Source organism: Actinosynnema sp. NPDC023587, from assembly GCF_040640215.1.
Classification (GTDB): Bacteria; Actinomycetota; Actinomycetes; order Mycobacteriales; family Pseudonocardiaceae; genus Actinosynnema.
Genome location: NZ_JBFABG010000001.1, coordinates 116,387 through 130,144 on the forward strand (window position 1 = coordinate 116,387; position 13,758 = coordinate 130,144).

At 71.7% G+C, this 13,758-nt stretch carries 11 protein-coding genes; 3 read left to right on the forward strand and 8 right to left on the reverse strand.

Annotation, left to right across the window (positions count from 1 at the left end; all coding sequences use genetic code 11):
- Positions 1-329: 329 nt before the first annotated feature.
- The 3 genes from AB0G01_RS00585 to AB0G01_RS00595 are packed head-to-tail and all read right to left on the reverse strand — an operon-like array spanning position 330 to position 4,540.
- Positions 330-3,494, reverse strand: coding sequence for a PDZ domain-containing protein (locus AB0G01_RS00585; RefSeq protein WP_360937837.1), 3,165 nt, complete (start codon positions 3,492-3,494; stop codon positions 330-332).
- 36 nt (positions 3,495-3,530) lie between these two features.
- Entirely contained in the window at positions 3,531-3,701 is a 171-nt protein-coding gene (locus AB0G01_RS00590) for a DUF397 domain-containing protein (RefSeq protein WP_360937840.1), read from the reverse strand.
- Complete coding sequence (locus tag AB0G01_RS00595; RefSeq protein ID WP_360937843.1) at positions 3,698-4,540, reverse strand: helix-turn-helix transcriptional regulator; 843 nt, start codon at positions 4,538-4,540, stop codon at positions 3,698-3,700. Before AB0G01_RS00595 ends, AB0G01_RS00590 begins: the two co-directional genes overlap by 4 nt.
- Positions 4,541-4,633: 93 nt before the next feature.
- On the opposite strand from AB0G01_RS00595, the gene AB0G01_RS00600 reads away from it, so the two are divergent.
- Complete coding sequence (locus AB0G01_RS00600; protein ID WP_360937846.1) at positions 4,634-4,843, forward strand: hypothetical protein; 210 nt, start codon at positions 4,634-4,636, stop codon at positions 4,841-4,843.
- Here AB0G01_RS00600 and AB0G01_RS00605 read toward each other — a convergent pair.
- The 4 genes from AB0G01_RS00605 to AB0G01_RS00620 all read right to left on the reverse strand — a co-directional run bounded on the left by AB0G01_RS00605 (position 4,828) and on the right by AB0G01_RS00620 (position 11,296).
- Positions 4,828-5,778 (reverse strand): MazG family protein, encoded by a 951-nt coding sequence (locus AB0G01_RS00605; protein WP_360937849.1) that lies wholly within the window; start codon positions 5,776-5,778, stop codon positions 4,828-4,830. The genes AB0G01_RS00600 and AB0G01_RS00605 overlap by 16 nt on opposite strands.
- A 5-nt stretch (positions 5,779-5,783) precedes the next feature.
- The gene (locus AB0G01_RS00610; protein ID WP_360937852.1) at positions 5,784-6,719 is read right to left on the reverse strand and encodes a SurA N-terminal domain-containing protein; all 936 of its coding nucleotides are present in this window, start codon (positions 6,717-6,719) and stop codon (positions 5,784-5,786) included.
- A 13-nt stretch (positions 6,720-6,732) separates the two neighbouring features.
- A complete protein-coding gene (gene mfd, locus AB0G01_RS00615; protein WP_360937855.1) occupies positions 6,733-10,296 on the reverse strand; it encodes a transcription-repair coupling factor in 3,564 nt (1,187 codons plus the stop codon).
- Positions 10,297-10,570: 274 nt separating this feature from the next.
- Positions 10,571-11,296 carry a hypothetical protein gene (locus AB0G01_RS00620; protein WP_360937858.1) on the reverse strand — a complete coding sequence of 242 codons (726 nt, stop codon included), beginning with the start codon at positions 11,294-11,296 and terminating at the stop codon, positions 10,571-10,573.
- A gap of 144 nt (positions 11,297-11,440) precedes the next feature.
- Here AB0G01_RS00620 and AB0G01_RS00625 point away from each other — a divergent pair, with 144 nt between their 5' ends.
- Together AB0G01_RS00625 and AB0G01_RS00630 are read left to right on the forward strand one after the other, a co-directional pair.
- Positions 11,441-11,962, forward strand: a complete 522-nt coding sequence (locus tag AB0G01_RS00625) for a DUF4291 domain-containing protein (protein ID WP_360937861.1) — start codon at positions 11,441-11,443, stop codon at positions 11,960-11,962.
- A 35-nt stretch (positions 11,963-11,997) separates the two neighbouring features.
- Entirely contained in the window at positions 11,998-13,092 is a 1,095-nt protein-coding gene (locus AB0G01_RS00630) for a PQQ-dependent sugar dehydrogenase (RefSeq protein WP_360937864.1), read from the forward strand.
- Between the two features lie 33 nt (positions 13,093-13,125).
- Here AB0G01_RS00630 and AB0G01_RS00635 read toward each other — a convergent pair whose 3' ends face one another.
- Positions 13,126-13,722 carry a TetR/AcrR family transcriptional regulator gene (locus AB0G01_RS00635; RefSeq protein ID WP_360939817.1) on the reverse strand — a complete coding sequence of 199 codons (597 nt, stop codon included), beginning with the start codon at positions 13,720-13,722 and terminating at the stop codon, positions 13,126-13,128.
- Positions 13,723-13,758: the final 36 nt, after the last annotated feature.

Consider the following 13,758-nt stretch of genomic DNA (forward strand, 5'->3'; position numbering starts at 1 on the left):
ACGGCGACGACGGTTCGAGGGGTGCCGTCGTCGCGGGCGGAGCCGTCCATCCTTTGTGGACTTCCCGGGCTTCGCCGGGCGGTCACCTCCACGCACCCCTGCCGCAACGGCGGCGCGCCCTCGTCCGGCGGCTGACCGAACGTCACCACCAGGACCAGCGCGCCACCCACGGCCACCGCCGGCAGGTCGAGCACGCCGTCACGCACCCACGGCCACCGCGTGGCGGTTCACGACGACCCGCAGAACCCCCGACCCGATTCCGCGTGCCACCTGTGACCGGGTCGGGGGTGTCGGTCGCGACCACCGCCGTGCCGCACGGACAGGGGAAATCAGCCGAGGGGCGGGATCGCCGGCGGGGTGAACGCCGGCCGCCCCTCCAGCGACTCCAGCGCCATCCGCACGGCCGTCTCCAACTGCGGGTCCCGGCCCGCCACGCGGTCCTGCGGCGTCATCACCACCTCGACGTCCGGGTCGACGCCGTGGTTCTCCACGCCCCACCCGTGCCGCGCGAACCACAGCGCGTACCGGGGCTGGGTCACCACCGTCCCGTCCACCAGGTCGAACTGGAAGTCGATGCCGACCACACCGCCCCACGTGCGGGTGCCGACCACCGGCCCGATGCCCATCTCCTTGATGGCCACGTTCACGATGTCGCCGTCCGACCCGGCGAACTCGTCCGCGATCGCCACCACGGGCCCGCGCGGCGCGTCCTGCGGGTAGCTCTCGTAGGTCGAGTAGCCGCGCGCGACCTGCCACCCGATGATCTTGCGCGCCAGCTTCTCCACCACGAGCTGCGACGTGTGCCCGCCGCCGTTCTCCCGCACGTCCAGCACCACGGCGTCGCGCGCGAGCTCCACCCGCAGGTCGCGGTGCAACTGCGCCCACCCGTTGCCCATCATGTCCGGCACGTGCAGGTAGCCCACGCGCCCGCCGGACAGCTCGTGCGTCCGCGCCCGCCGGTCGGCCACCCACGCGTGGTAGCGCAACGGCTCGTCGTCCTCCAGCGGGACGACCACCACCCGGCGGGGCTCGCCGCCGCCACCGGGGCGCACGGTCAGCTCCACCGGCTTGCCGGCCGTGCCGACCAGCAGCGGCGCGGGCCCGGTCAGCTCGTCGACCCGACGGCCGTCCACGGCCACGATCGCGTCGCCCGCGCGCACCGCCACCCCCGGCGCGGCCAGCGGCGACCGCGCGTCCGGGTCGGACGTCTCGCCCGGGATCACCCGCGCCACCCGCCACGCGCCCGACTCGTCGCGCGCCAGGTCCGCGCCGAGCAGGCCGATCGGGTGACCCGGCGCACCGGGAGCCGGCACGACGTAGGCGTGCGAGGTGCCCAGCTCGCCCTGCACCTCCCAGAGCAGGTCGACCAGGTCCGAGTACGCGCCCAGCCGGTCCACCAGCGGCCGGTACCGGTCCAGCACGCCCGACCAGTCCACGCCGCCCATGTCCGCGCGCCAGAACAGGTCCCGCATCAGCCGGCCCGCCTCGGCGTAGGACTGCCGCCACTCGGCGGCCCGGTCCACCACGACCCGGACCCGGGACAGGTCCACGTCCACCGAGTCGGAGTCCTCCGCGTCGACCTTCCGGTCGGCGGGCACCACCCGCAGGTCGCCGCCGTCTTGGAGGACGATCCGCTGGCCGTCGCCGGTCACCTCGTACGCGTCCACCCCGTCCACCAGCACCTCGGTCCGGCACCTGGTGAGGTCGAAGCGCTCCAGGACCGCTCGCGGCGGACGCGCCGACGGCGTCGCCAGGTTGTCGCCCAGGACCCCGCGCAGCGGGCTGCGCAGCCAGAGCAGGCCGCCCTTCGCGGTGGTCAGACCCGCGTAGCCCGCTGCGGCCACCGGCACCGGGACCACCCGGTCCGCCAGGCCGTCCAGGTCCACGACGGTGATCGGGTTCTCGTCGTCCTTGTCCTTGTCCTTGTCGTCGTCGCCCACCGGGCGGCCGAGCCGGAGCGGGTCGAACGGCGACGGCGTGGTCGCCGCGAGCGGCAGCAGGAACGGCCGGCAGCCGGTCGGGAACGACAGGTCGAACACGTGCGCGTCGTACACCGGGTCGAACGTCCGCAGGGAGAGGAACGCCAGGTAGCGCCCGTCCTCGGTGAACGCCGGCGAGTAGTCGGCGAAGCGCAGCGGCGTCACGTCGACCACGGACAGGTCGGTGGTGTTGGTCATCTTGATGTGCCGCAGCGGACCCGGCCCCGGGTGCGACCACGCCAGCCAGTTCGAGTCGGCCGAGAAGGCCAGGTCGGTGACGTGCGGGTCGGCCTCCCGGACCACCTCGCGGACCTCGCCGGACTCCACCTCGACCAGCAGGAGGCGGCCGTGGTGCGTGGCGACCGCGAGCCGCCGGCCGTCCGGCGACGGGACCAGTTCGAGCACCCGGCCGAGCTTGCCGACCGCGACCCGGCGCGGCGCGTCGCCCGGCACGACCCCGCCGGCGGGCGCGAACTCCAGCCCCTCCTCGCCCTCGGCGTCGGTCACCCAGACCACGCCGTCACCCACGACCCGGGGCAGCCGGGCCCGCACGCCGGGCGTCTCGGCGAGCGCCCGCGCCGGCCCGTCCCGGTGGGTCACCCAGTGCACGGTCCCGCGCACCTCGACCACGCCGGCCCGGCCCGTCCGGTCCGGGTGGAAGTCGTCGGGGCGGGAGCTCACCGGCCGGGGCCGCGCCGCCGTGCGCGGACCGCCCAGCACGACGTCGAGCCGACGCGGTCGGGCGTCGAGCGAGTCGAGCAGCCAGAGGTCGCCGGCGTGCTGGTAGACCACCCGGGAGCCGTCGGTGGTCGCGGCGCGGGCGAAGAACTCCTGCTCGGTGTGCCGGCGCAGGTCGGACCCGTCGGGCAGGCAGGAGTAGACGCTCCCCACGCCCTCGTGGTCGGACAGGAACGCGATCCGGCCGGAGACCCACATCGGCGCGTGCAGGGAGGAGGTCAGTCCGGGCAGGATGCGGGTGAACTCGCGGTCGCCGGTCGTGTCGACCCACAGCCGACCGGCCGACCCGCCCCGGTAGCGCTTCCAGTAGGCGGGGTCCTTGCCGTACGCGGAGGTCACGACGACCTCGTTCGACGGGCCGTGCGCGACGTCGCCGACCCAGCCGTAGGGCAGGCGGCGCGGCGGCCCGCCGTCGGTCGGGACGGCGTGCGCCCACCGCCGGTTGCGGGTCGCCTCGCCGGCGGTGGTGACGGCGACGACCTCGCCGGCGGGCGTCCAGCCCCGGACGCCGGTGGACGCGCTGCCCCAGAAGGTCAGCCGGGTCGACTCCCCGCCGGCGACGGGGGCGACGTGCACTTCGGGCGCGCCGTCCCGGCGGCAGGCCCAGGCCAGGAGCGAGCCGGAGGGGTCGAAGCGGGGCGCGGACGCCGGCGCGCGGTCGGCGGTCACCCGCCAGGCCCGGCCGCCGGCGAGCGGAGCCAGCCACACGTCGTCCTCGGCCACGAAGGTCACCAGGTCGCCGTGCAGGTGGGGGTAGCGGAGGTAGGCGTCGGTCACGTGATCGACGTTAGCGCGACACCCCGACCGCCGGCCTCACGCTTGCTTGAGCCGATCGAGGAAACTCCCGGCGGAATCCATCGGGAACCGAAGCACCGGCCCGTCGGGGTTCTTCGAATCCCGCACCGCCACCACCCCGACCGATCGCGCCACCTCCACGCAATTCGAGGTGGTGTTGCTCCGACTCGCTTTTCGCCAGGTCGTCACGTCATCCGCCCTTCCATCTCCTCGGCACACCTGGCGATCAGGCCCACCGAGTCCTCCGGACCGACCGTCGCGGCCATCAAGGCCGGCTTGATGTCTTCGTACGCCCGGACGTCCTGCCGCTTGTAGAGGAACACCCCCGAGCGCAGGTGCTCCAAGTGCACCACCGGCGTCGTCCGCGCCGATTCGAGCATGATGAACGCCCCGAACAGACCCAGGTGGTACCCGCGCTCCCGGGGAATGACGCGAATCGTCACATTGGGCCGGCGCGCCACGTCGAGCAGATGACGCGCCTGCGCTGCCATCACCGCGCGACCGCCGACCGGGCGGAGCAGCACGAATTCGTCGATGATCGCCAGGTACGGCACCGGATCCGCACGAGTCAGCACGCTCTGCCGACCGAGCCGGAGTTCGACCAGCGACTCGATCTCCGAGGTCGCCACACCTCCTTCGGTCATCACGGCGCGCGCGTAGGCGGCAGTCTGGAGCAACCCCGGGACGAGCAACGCCGTGACGTCCACGATCGAGGTGGCGACCCGCTCGTACTCCATCAACGCCTTGTGCTGCGACGGCAGGCCCGCCGCCGTCTCCAACCAGCTCGACTTCGCCGTCTCCCGGGCCAGGTGGAGCAGTTCGCGGCGCTTCGCACCCACCACACCCAGCGCGCCGAGGATGGAGGCCACCTCGGTCTCCCCGGCGATCCGCTCGCCGCGCTCGTTCCGGCTGATGGTGTTCTTGTCGAGCCCCACCCGGGCACCGAGTTCGACCAGGCTCACCCGCTTGGCCTTGCGCAGGTCGCGCAGCTCCGCGCCCAGCGTTCGAGCCCGTGCGTTGCTCTCCATGTCGATCAGCCTACGACGTCACCCAACCGGGTAATCGCGTTTTCCCAGGGAATCCCATAGCGTTCTAGGTAATACCAGAGCAGAGGAGAGAGCATGCCGAAGCCCCGCGCGGAGATGCAGTCCTGGGTCCGCATCGAAGAAGAGACCAAGATCGAGTACCGCTCCGACCCCACCGAGGTGCTGCTCGCGATCGGCAACCTGCCCGAGTTCGAGATCGTCGCCACGCCGGCGGCGCTGCGCCGGTTCCTCGACCTGGGCGCGCAAGCCCTACAGGACCTCGAAAACGCTCACGCCGGCCAGTAGGTGCGCCAGTCGTCGGCGCTCAGCCGCTCGACGCCCGCCGCGCGCGCGGCCCGTTCGGCTTCGCGCACCCGGCCCTCGAACGTCCGCGCCACCGCGCGCAGTTCGGTCTCCGGGTCCTCGCCCGCGAGCTTCGCCAGCGCGGCCACCACGAACAGCGTGACCCCCGCGCCGTCCCCGTCGGGCAGCAGCTCCACCGGCAACCCGGCCCGCGCCACCCGCTGGACCAGCTTCCCGGCCAGCGCCACGGCGGGCTGCCCGGCGGCGACCCCGTCCAGGCTGGACTCCCGCTGCTTCTCGACCTGCTTCAGCTCTTCCCACCGGTGCTGCTGGGAGGCGGCGTCGCGCACCGCCGGGTCGTTCCCCTCGAACACGTGGGGGTGCCGCCCGACCAGCTTGCGCACCAGGTCGCCGGCCACCTCGTCGACCCCGAACGGCTCGACGTCCTCGCTCGCGATCCGCGAGTGGAACAGCACCTGGAGCAGCACGTCGCCGAGCTCTTCGCGCAACGCGCCCCGGTCACCGTCCTCGATCGCCTCCAGCAGCTCGTAGGTCTCCTCCACGAGGTACTGGCGCAACGACTTGTGGTCCTGCTCCGCGTCCCACGGGCACCCGCCCGGCGACCGCAGCCGGTCCATCACCGCGACGGCGTCCACCAAGGCCGTCCCGGCCGGGTTCCGCACCACGACCGCGCCGGCGTCGACCAGCTCGGCGGCGTACGCGTCCAGCGCGGTGGTCAGGTACACGACGGCACCGTCGACCGCGCCCACCGGGACGTCCCCCACCGGCACGACGCCCAGCTCACCCCAGTAGGCCGCGTCCAGCTCCGCCGAGGCGAACACCGCCGCCGCGCCCCGCAGAGCGGGCAACGCGGCGGCGGGCAGCACCGAGGAACTGGGGCCGAGCAGTACGACGGTGGTGGCCGGAACGGGGTCCACCGCACTCACGGCTTGGTCTGCCGGGCGGTGGCCTGGAAGCCGGTCAGCTCCTCGTCGCGCGGGGCCAGTGCGATCGCCGTCGCGTCCCACACGCCGTAGCGCGGGTTGACCTTGATCGCGGGCTCGCCCGCGAGCCGCTGCACCAGCCGCAACCCGATCTGCTCCAACAACTGGGGCGTGAGCTGCTCGGTGGACGAGTCGCTGCCGCTCTTCGCGTCGTCGTCGCGAGCGGTCACGTGGGCGACGAGCCACTGCGCGCTGCCGGGGTCCGGCGCGAACGCCACGACCGTGCCGGGCTCGACGCCGAACAGCGGCGAGCCGGCGGCCTGCGGCGAGTCGGCCGACTTGACCTTCTGCCCCACCTTCGCGAGCTGCTGGCCCCCCGCGCCCTTCGGGCCGGAGCGGACGAACTCGGCCATCAGCCGGGGGTCGGCCGCGACCTGCTTGGCCTTCGCGACCGCGTCCTTGCCGTCCTTGGTGAAGAAGTAGTCGAAGGTGACTTCCATCCGGTCCACGTACTTGCGCGCCAGCTCGACCAGCAGTAGCTGGTCCTTGGCCCGCTCGCGGAACGAGGCGGCGTCGTAGACCGTGTTCTGCGAGGCGGCTTCCGCGCCGCCCGCGTTCTCCACGGACTCCGTCACGGCCTCTTCGGACACCGTCACGCCCTCGCGCTGCGCGGCCCGCTCGATCAGCTCGTGCTGCACGCCCAGGGTCACCAACTGGCGGGACACCTGGTCGAGCTTGCGCTGTTCGTGCAGCTTCTGGGCCTCCGGCTCCTTCTGGAGCACGGTGTCCAGGCGCTGCTGGACCTGTTCGAGCGGGATCACGGTGTCGCCGACGATCGCGGCCGAGCCCACCTGGCTCGGGCCGCTGCCGCAGCCCGCCACCAGCAGTGCGACGGCCGCGCCGACCAGGGTGAAGCGCCTCTGCACAGTCCTCACAGGAGCTACCTTCTCACGTCCCCGTGACGCCGCTCACGGGAGTACCCGCCAAAGATCCCAGGAAGCGCTCGCACCAATCCAGCAGCTCCTGGTCCCGCAACTGCGGTGCGCCCATCCGGCCGCCCGCCGCTCCCTCGGTCGGCCTAGGCACGCTGACCGTGTGCGCGACCTGCTTGTACACCGCCTTCGGGTGCAGCCGGCGCAGCCGGACGAGTTGCGAGTCCCGCAGCTCCAGCGGGGCGAACCGGATGGTCGGACCCTGGACGATCACCTCGGTCACGCCGTGCGCCCGGCACGCCTGGCGGAACCGGGCGACCGCGAGCAGCCGCTCGACCGGCAGCGGCGGGGTGCCGTAGCGGTCCTTGAGCTCGTCCCACACGGCCTGGAGCGCCGCCGCGTCGCCGGCCGCCGCGATCTTCCGGTAGGCCTCCAGGCGCAGCCGCTCGCCGGGCACGTAGTCGTGCGGGATGTGGGCGTCCACCGGGAGGTCGACGCGGACGTCGGCCAGGTCCTCCTCGCCCTCGGTCTCCGCGCCCGAGTGCCGGCGGAACGCCTCGACGGCCTCGCCGACCAGCCGCACGTACAGGTCGAACCCGACGCCCGCGATGTGCCCGGACTGCTCCGCGCCGAGGATGTTGCCCGCGCCCCGGATCTCCAGGTCCTTCATCGCGACCGCCATGCCCGCGCCGAGCTCGGTGTTCTGCGCGATCGTGGCGAGCCGGTCGTGCGCGGTCTCGGTGAGCGGTGCCTCCGGCGGGTAGAGGAAGTAGGCGTACCCGCGTTCCCGGCCCCGGCCGACGCGCCCGCGCAACTGGTGGAGCTGGGACAGGCCGAGCATGTCGCCGCGCTCCACGATGAGCGTGTTGGCGTTGGAGATGTCCAGGCCGGTCTCCACGATCGTCGTGCAGACCAGCACGTCGTACTCGTTCTCCCAGAACCCCTGGATGATCTTCTCCAGCTTGTCCTCGTTCATCTGGCCGTGCGCGGTGATCACCCGGGCCTCGGGGACCAGGTCCCGGATCTTGCGGGCGGCCCGCTCGATCGACGACACCCGGTTGTGCACGTAGAAGACCTGGCCGTCGCGCAGCAGCTCGCGCCGGATCGCCGCGCCCACCTGCTTCTCGTCGTAACCGCCGACGTAGGTCAGGATCGGGTGGCGCTCCTCGGGCGGGGTGAGGATGGTCGACATCTCGCGGATGCCCGCGAGCGACATCTCCAGGGTGCGCGGGATGGGCGTGGCGGACATGGTGAGCACGTCGACGTGCGTGCGCAGCGCCTTGATGTGCTCCTTGTGCTCGACGCCGAAGCGCTGCTCCTCGTCCACGATGACCAGGCCGAGGTCCTTGTAGCGCAAGCCCTTCTGCAACAGCCGGTGGGTGCCGATCACGATGTCCACCTCGCCGTCGGCGAGCCCCAGGAGGGTCTGCTCGGCCTCCTGCGCGTCGGTGAACCGCGAGAGCCCCTTGACGTTGACCGGGAACGCGCGCATCCGCTCGGCGAAGGTGTTGAGGTGCTGCTGGGCGAGCAGCGTGGTCGGCACCAGCACCACCACCTGCTTGCCGTCCTGCACGGCCTTGAACGCCGCGCGCACCGCGATCTCGGTCTTGCCGTAGCCGACGTCGCCGCAGATGACCCGGTCCATCGGGACCGTGCGCTCCATGTCGGTCTTGACCTCGTCGATGGCCGCCATCTGGTCCAGCGTCTCGGTGAACGGGAACGCGTCCTCCAGCTCGCGCTGCCACGGCGTGTCGGCGGCGAACGCGTGGCCGGGCGCGGCCTGCCTCGCGGCGTAGAGCTGGACCAGCTCGGCCGCGATCTGCTTGACCGCCTTGCGCGCCTTGGCCTTGGTGTTCTTCCAGTCGCTGCCGCCGAGCTTGTTCAGCGTGGGCAGCTCGCCGCCGACGTACCGCGACACCTCGTCGAGCTGGTCGGTGGGCACGAACAGGCGGTCACCGGGCTGGCCGCGCTTGGACGACCCGTACTCCAGCACCAGGTACTCGCGGGTCGCCCCGGCGACGGTCCGCTGCACCATCTCCACGTACTTGCCGATGCCGTGCTGCTCGTGCACCACGAAGTCACCGGGCCGGAGCGCCAGCGGGTCGACGGAGTTGCGCCGCTTGGACGGCATCCGCCGCATGTCCTTCGTGGACGTCCCGTGCCGACCGCCGGTCAGGTCCGTCTCGGTGAGCACCACCAGGGCGAGGTCGGGCAGCGCGAAACCGTCCTCCAGCGCGCCCCTCACCACCGTGACCGTCCCGGTGGCGGGCGCTTCGCCCAGCACCTCCACGCACACCGCCGACACGTCGGCGTCCTTGAGCTGCTCGACCGCCCGGTGGGCCGTGCCCGCTCCGGGGACGACGAGCACAGCCGTGCCACCGGACACCGTGTGGGCCCGCAGGTCCGCGAACGCCCGCTCGATGTCGCCCTGGTACGCCTCGACGTGCTTGAACTCCAGCCGCACCACGTGCGAGCTCTCGGTGGTGAGCTGGCTGAACGTCCACCACGGCCGGCCCTCGGCCTTCGCCGCCTCGGCGACCTCGGCCAGGCTCCGGTAGGCCGAGGCCCCCAGGTCGATCGGGGCCTTCCCGCCGCCGGCGGCGGCCGTCCAGGAGGCTTCCAGGAACTCCTGCCCGGTGCGCACCAGGTCGTGCGCGCGGGCCCGGATCTTCTCCGGGTCGTTGAGCACGACGTGCGTCCCGTCCGGCACCACGTCGGTGAGGAGCTGCAACTCCCCCTCGCACAACGCCGGGATCAGCGCCTCCATCCCCTCGGACGGAATTCCGCCGGCGAGCTTGTCGAGCATCTCGACCAACTGCGCGTCGTTCTGGTGCTCGGCGGCCAGCGCGGCGGCCCGTTCCCGGACCTGCGCGGTCAGCAGCAGCTCCCGGCAGGGCGGAGCCGTGAACTTCTCCACCACCTGCGGCAACGACCGCTGGTCGGCGACGGAGAAAGGCCGGATCTCGGAAACCTCGTCGCCCCAGAACTCCACCCGCAACGGGTGTTCGGCGGTGGGCGGGAAAACGTCGAGAATCCCACCCCGAACCGCGAACTCCCCGCGCTTCTCCACCATGTCGACCCGCGTGTAGGCCAATTCGGCGAGGTCGTGCAGCAACCGGTCGAAGTCGTACTCGGTGCCCACCACCAGGTCCACGGGCGTGAGGTCCCCCAGCCCGGGAGCCATGGGCTGGATGACGCTGCGGATGGTGGCCACGACGACCTGGAGCGGATTCCCCTCCGGATGCCGGAGCCGCCGCAGGACCTGGAGCCGAGCGCCCACCGTGTCGGCACGCGGCGAGAGCCGCTCGTGCGGCAGCGTCTCCCAACTGGGGAAGATCGTCACCGCGTCGGGCCCGAGCAGGTCGCGCAGCACGTTCGTGAGGTCGTCGGCCTCCCGCCCGGTGGCGGTGACCGCCAGCACGGGGGCCTTGCGCGCCAACGCCGCCGCGACGAGCGGCCGGGCAGCGGGAGCCCCCTCCAGTTCGAGGGAGGGTGACCCGACGGAGTCGAGGAGGGCGCTGAGCGCCTTGTCGGACAGAACAGCGGTCAGCAGGCCGGACAACGGGCCGGGCTGGGGCATTGCGTGGCTCCCAAGCAACGAGGACAGACCCCTGCCCGGGACCTTGTGCCCACCGGAGGGGTGCTCCCCTCCACCTTACGTCCCCACCCCGGACCCGCGCTCGCCGATTACCGCGCCCGCCCATCCCCCGACTCTCGCCCCCGGACGACCACGGCCGGCAGGCGGACAGCGGAGCCGCTCACGCCAGACGCGGTCGGGCAGCGCCATTGGAGGAGCGGGACGTCGGCCCTGACCGAGGTCCCCGAAGCGGCCATCGTGTCGCCCTGGGAACCCGTCAACCGAAGGGGCACTCTTCGGGTGCCAGGACACAGCCCTCCACTGGCCACGCCATCAGATCGACCCCCGGCTTCCTCACCGCTTCAAGTGCCCGCATCACCCGCTGATGAGCTTCCGGATCGGACGTCATCACATGCACGCGCGTGGCACCCTCCGGTAGATGAGTGAGATAAGGCTCGACGTAGAGCGCGACCCCATCCCCCAGCCACCAGGACGTCTCACGCGATGAGGCGTACTCGGCTTTGACGAGTGAACCCACACCATCCAGAGCGTTCAACACCTCGTTCGGATCACCGTCACGCAGAGTCGATTTTCGCCATCCGATGAGATCGGCCCATAGTGCGCTTGCTTCGATCAGGCCGCGCGCATCGGCGTGCCACGGCAAGAATTCTTCCGACCAGGACACGCCGAAGCAGCCATCCGCCCTACAGACGAGTGCGCACTGGACGAACTGCGGGTCGGCGAAGTGGAAAACCCACTCACCGGCACCGGACCGCCAAGGCTTCCTGGACTTCACACCACACTCCAGCCAACCCTCCAGCTCACCTCCCAACACAGGAAACGCAATCCCGCCGAATTCCTGTTCATGCGAGACGATGGCATCTCTCACGTGATCGGGAACATAGGAGGGAATCACGGCCACAGGCCGCACAAGCCTCTTTCCCCAGGTCGCCAAAAAATGATGAGCCCCAGGTGTGAGATCAGGCAAATCAGAACCGATCAAATCAGGACTCCTGGAGGCGCGATCGAGAGGCGATGGGCCGCGTCGACGAGACACGTTCCACCCAGACCCGCCCCTGATCCCGCGCGGCACGCCGGCCGCGCGTCCCGGAGCTTTTCCGGTTGACCCGCCGCCCACACTATCTCCGTGGAGTACAAGGAGATCCGGGCCGACTACGACGATCGGCACATCACGGTCTACCAGGCGTACAGCCCGGCCATCGCGGACGCCGCCGTGGCTGCGGGCAGGTTCGTCCCGCCGTTCGAAGCCGGCCGCATGACGTGGATCAAACCGTCGTTCCGCTGGATGGTGTACCGCTGCGGCTGGGCTCGGAAGCCGGGCCAGGAAAGGGTTCTGGCGGTCCGCATCACGCGCGACGGGTTCGACCGCGCCGTCCGCGACGCCGTGTCCAGTTCCGCGATCACCACGGGCAAGCCGGACATCCGCGTGCAGTGGGACCCCGAACGCGACCTGCACCACCAGCCGCTGGACCACCGGTCGATCCAGATCGGCTTGGCGGGCCGGGCATCCGACGCCTACGTGCACGAGTGGACCGCCGGCATCACCGACATCACGCCGCTGGTCCGCGAGATCCACGGCCACGTCGTGGCCGGGGACCTCGACCGGGCCCGGCACCTGCTGCCGCTCGAACGGCCGTACCCGCTGTAGGGAGAGCTCACAGCCGCTTTGCCATGCTGACCGGTATGCGCCGGGTTGTCGGGTTCGCTGCCGTGTTGCTGCTCGCCGGGTGTTCCTCCACGCCGGCCGGGGGCAACGCGCCCTCGTCCCGGGAGGCTCCCGGAGGAATCCGGGTCGAGGTCGTCACGGCCGGGCTCACGCACCCGTGGGAGATCGGTTTCCTCCCGGACGGCCGGATGCTCGTCACCGAACGGCCCGGCCGCCTGGTCCTGGTCGACAAGGGGCAGAAGACCCCGGTGGACGCCGAGCTCGGGGACGTCGTCGCGCGCGGCGAGGGCGGGCTGATGGGGCTCGTGGTCCACCCGGACTTCGCCACCAGCAAGCGGTTCACCACGTGCTTCAACACCGACGAAGACGTCCGCCTGGTCACGTTCGAGCTCGACGGCACCGCCGCGAAGCGCGTGCGGGACCCGCTCCGGGACGGCATCCCGACCAACGCCAGTGGCCGGCACTCCGGGTGCCGGCTCGCACTGGGCAAGGACGGCGAACTACTCGTCGGGACGGGCGACACCGCGAAGGCCACGGCTTCCCAGGACCGCGACAACCTCGGCGGCAAGGTGCTCAAGCTCGACCTCGCGACCGGGCAGGGCGGCGTGCTCACCTACGGGCACCGCAACGTCCAGGGCATCGCGGTCCGCGCCGACGGCACGGTCTTCACCGCCGAGCACGGCCCGGACGTGGACGACGAGGTGAACGTCCTCAAGCCCGGCGCGAACTACGGCTGGGACCCGTCGCAGGGCGGCACGGTGGAGGACTACGACGAGAACGTCCCGATGACCGACCTCGAACGCTTCCCGGACGCGGTCCCGGCGGTCTGGTCGTCGGGCCGCCCGACGGAGGCGATCTGCGATGCGGTGTTCCTCGCCGGCGGGCAGTGGGGCGACCTGGAGGGCACCCTCGCGGTCACCGCGCTCAAGGGCTCGAAGGTCTTGTTCTTCACCGTCACCCCCGAGGGCGGCGTGCACGCGGTCTCGATCCCGGAGGAGCTCGACGGCACGCACGGGCGGCTGCGCGGCGCGGCGCTCGGGCCGGACGGGGCGCTCTACCTGACCACGTCCACCGGCTCGGACGACAAGATCCTCAGGGTGAGCCGGGGCTGAGCCCGCGAGCCCACCGGACGGCCGGGCCCGCCGTCAGCGACGGGTGCGCAGGCGCGGTTTGTGGTCCATGTGCGACAGGCCCTTCCAGGCCAGGTTGACCAGGTGCGCGGCCACCTCGTCCTTCTTCGGCTTGCGCACCTCCAGCCACCACTGGCCGGTCAGCGCGACCATCCCCACCAGCGCCTGGCTGTACAGGGCGGCCAGCTTGCGGTCGTAGCCCTGCTGGGAGAAGTGCAGCCCCAGGATCGACTCCACCTGGGACGCGATGTCGTTGAGCAGCGACGAGAACGTCCCGGTGGACGACGCGACCGGTGAGTCGCGGACCAGGATGCGGAACCCGTCCGTGGAGCCCTCGATGTAGTCCAGCAGCGCGCACGCGGCCTGCTCCAGCAGCTCCCGGGGGTGCCCGCCGGACAGGGCGTTGACGATGTGGTCCATCAGGTACTGCATCTCGCGGTCGACCACGACCGCGTAGATGCCTTCCTTGCCGCCGAAGTGCTCGTAGACGACGGGTTTGGACACGCCGGCCCGGTGCGCGATCTCCTCGACGGAGGTGACCTCGAAGCCCTTCTCGGCGAACAACGCCCGAGCGACGTCGAGCAACTGCTCGCGCCGCTCCTTCCCGGTCATCCGCACGCGCGGGACCGGGGTCTCGTCGCCGCGCCG

What these genes read in the sequence shown, in the direction of transcription:
- AB0G01_RS00595 (WP_360937843.1), bottom strand. Translation starts at nt 4,540, where the DNA reads ATGGAGAGCAACGCACGGGCTCGAACGCTGGGCGCGGAGCTGCGCGAC.
- AB0G01_RS00600 (WP_360937846.1), top strand. Translation starts at nt 4,634, where the DNA reads ATGCCGAAGCCCCGCGCGGAGATGCAGTCCTGGGTCCGCATCGAAGAA.
- mfd (WP_360937855.1), bottom strand. Translation starts at nt 10,296, where the DNA reads ATGCCCCAGCCCGGCCCGTTGTCCGGCCTGCTGACCGCTGTTCTGTCC.
- AB0G01_RS00630 (WP_360937864.1), top strand. Translation starts at nt 11,998, where the DNA reads ATGCGCCGGGTTGTCGGGTTCGCTGCCGTGTTGCTGCTCGCCGGGTGT.
- AB0G01_RS00635 (WP_360939817.1), bottom strand. Translation starts at nt 13,722, where the DNA reads ATGACCGGGAAGGAGCGGCGCGAGCAGTTGCTCGACGTCGCTCGGGCG.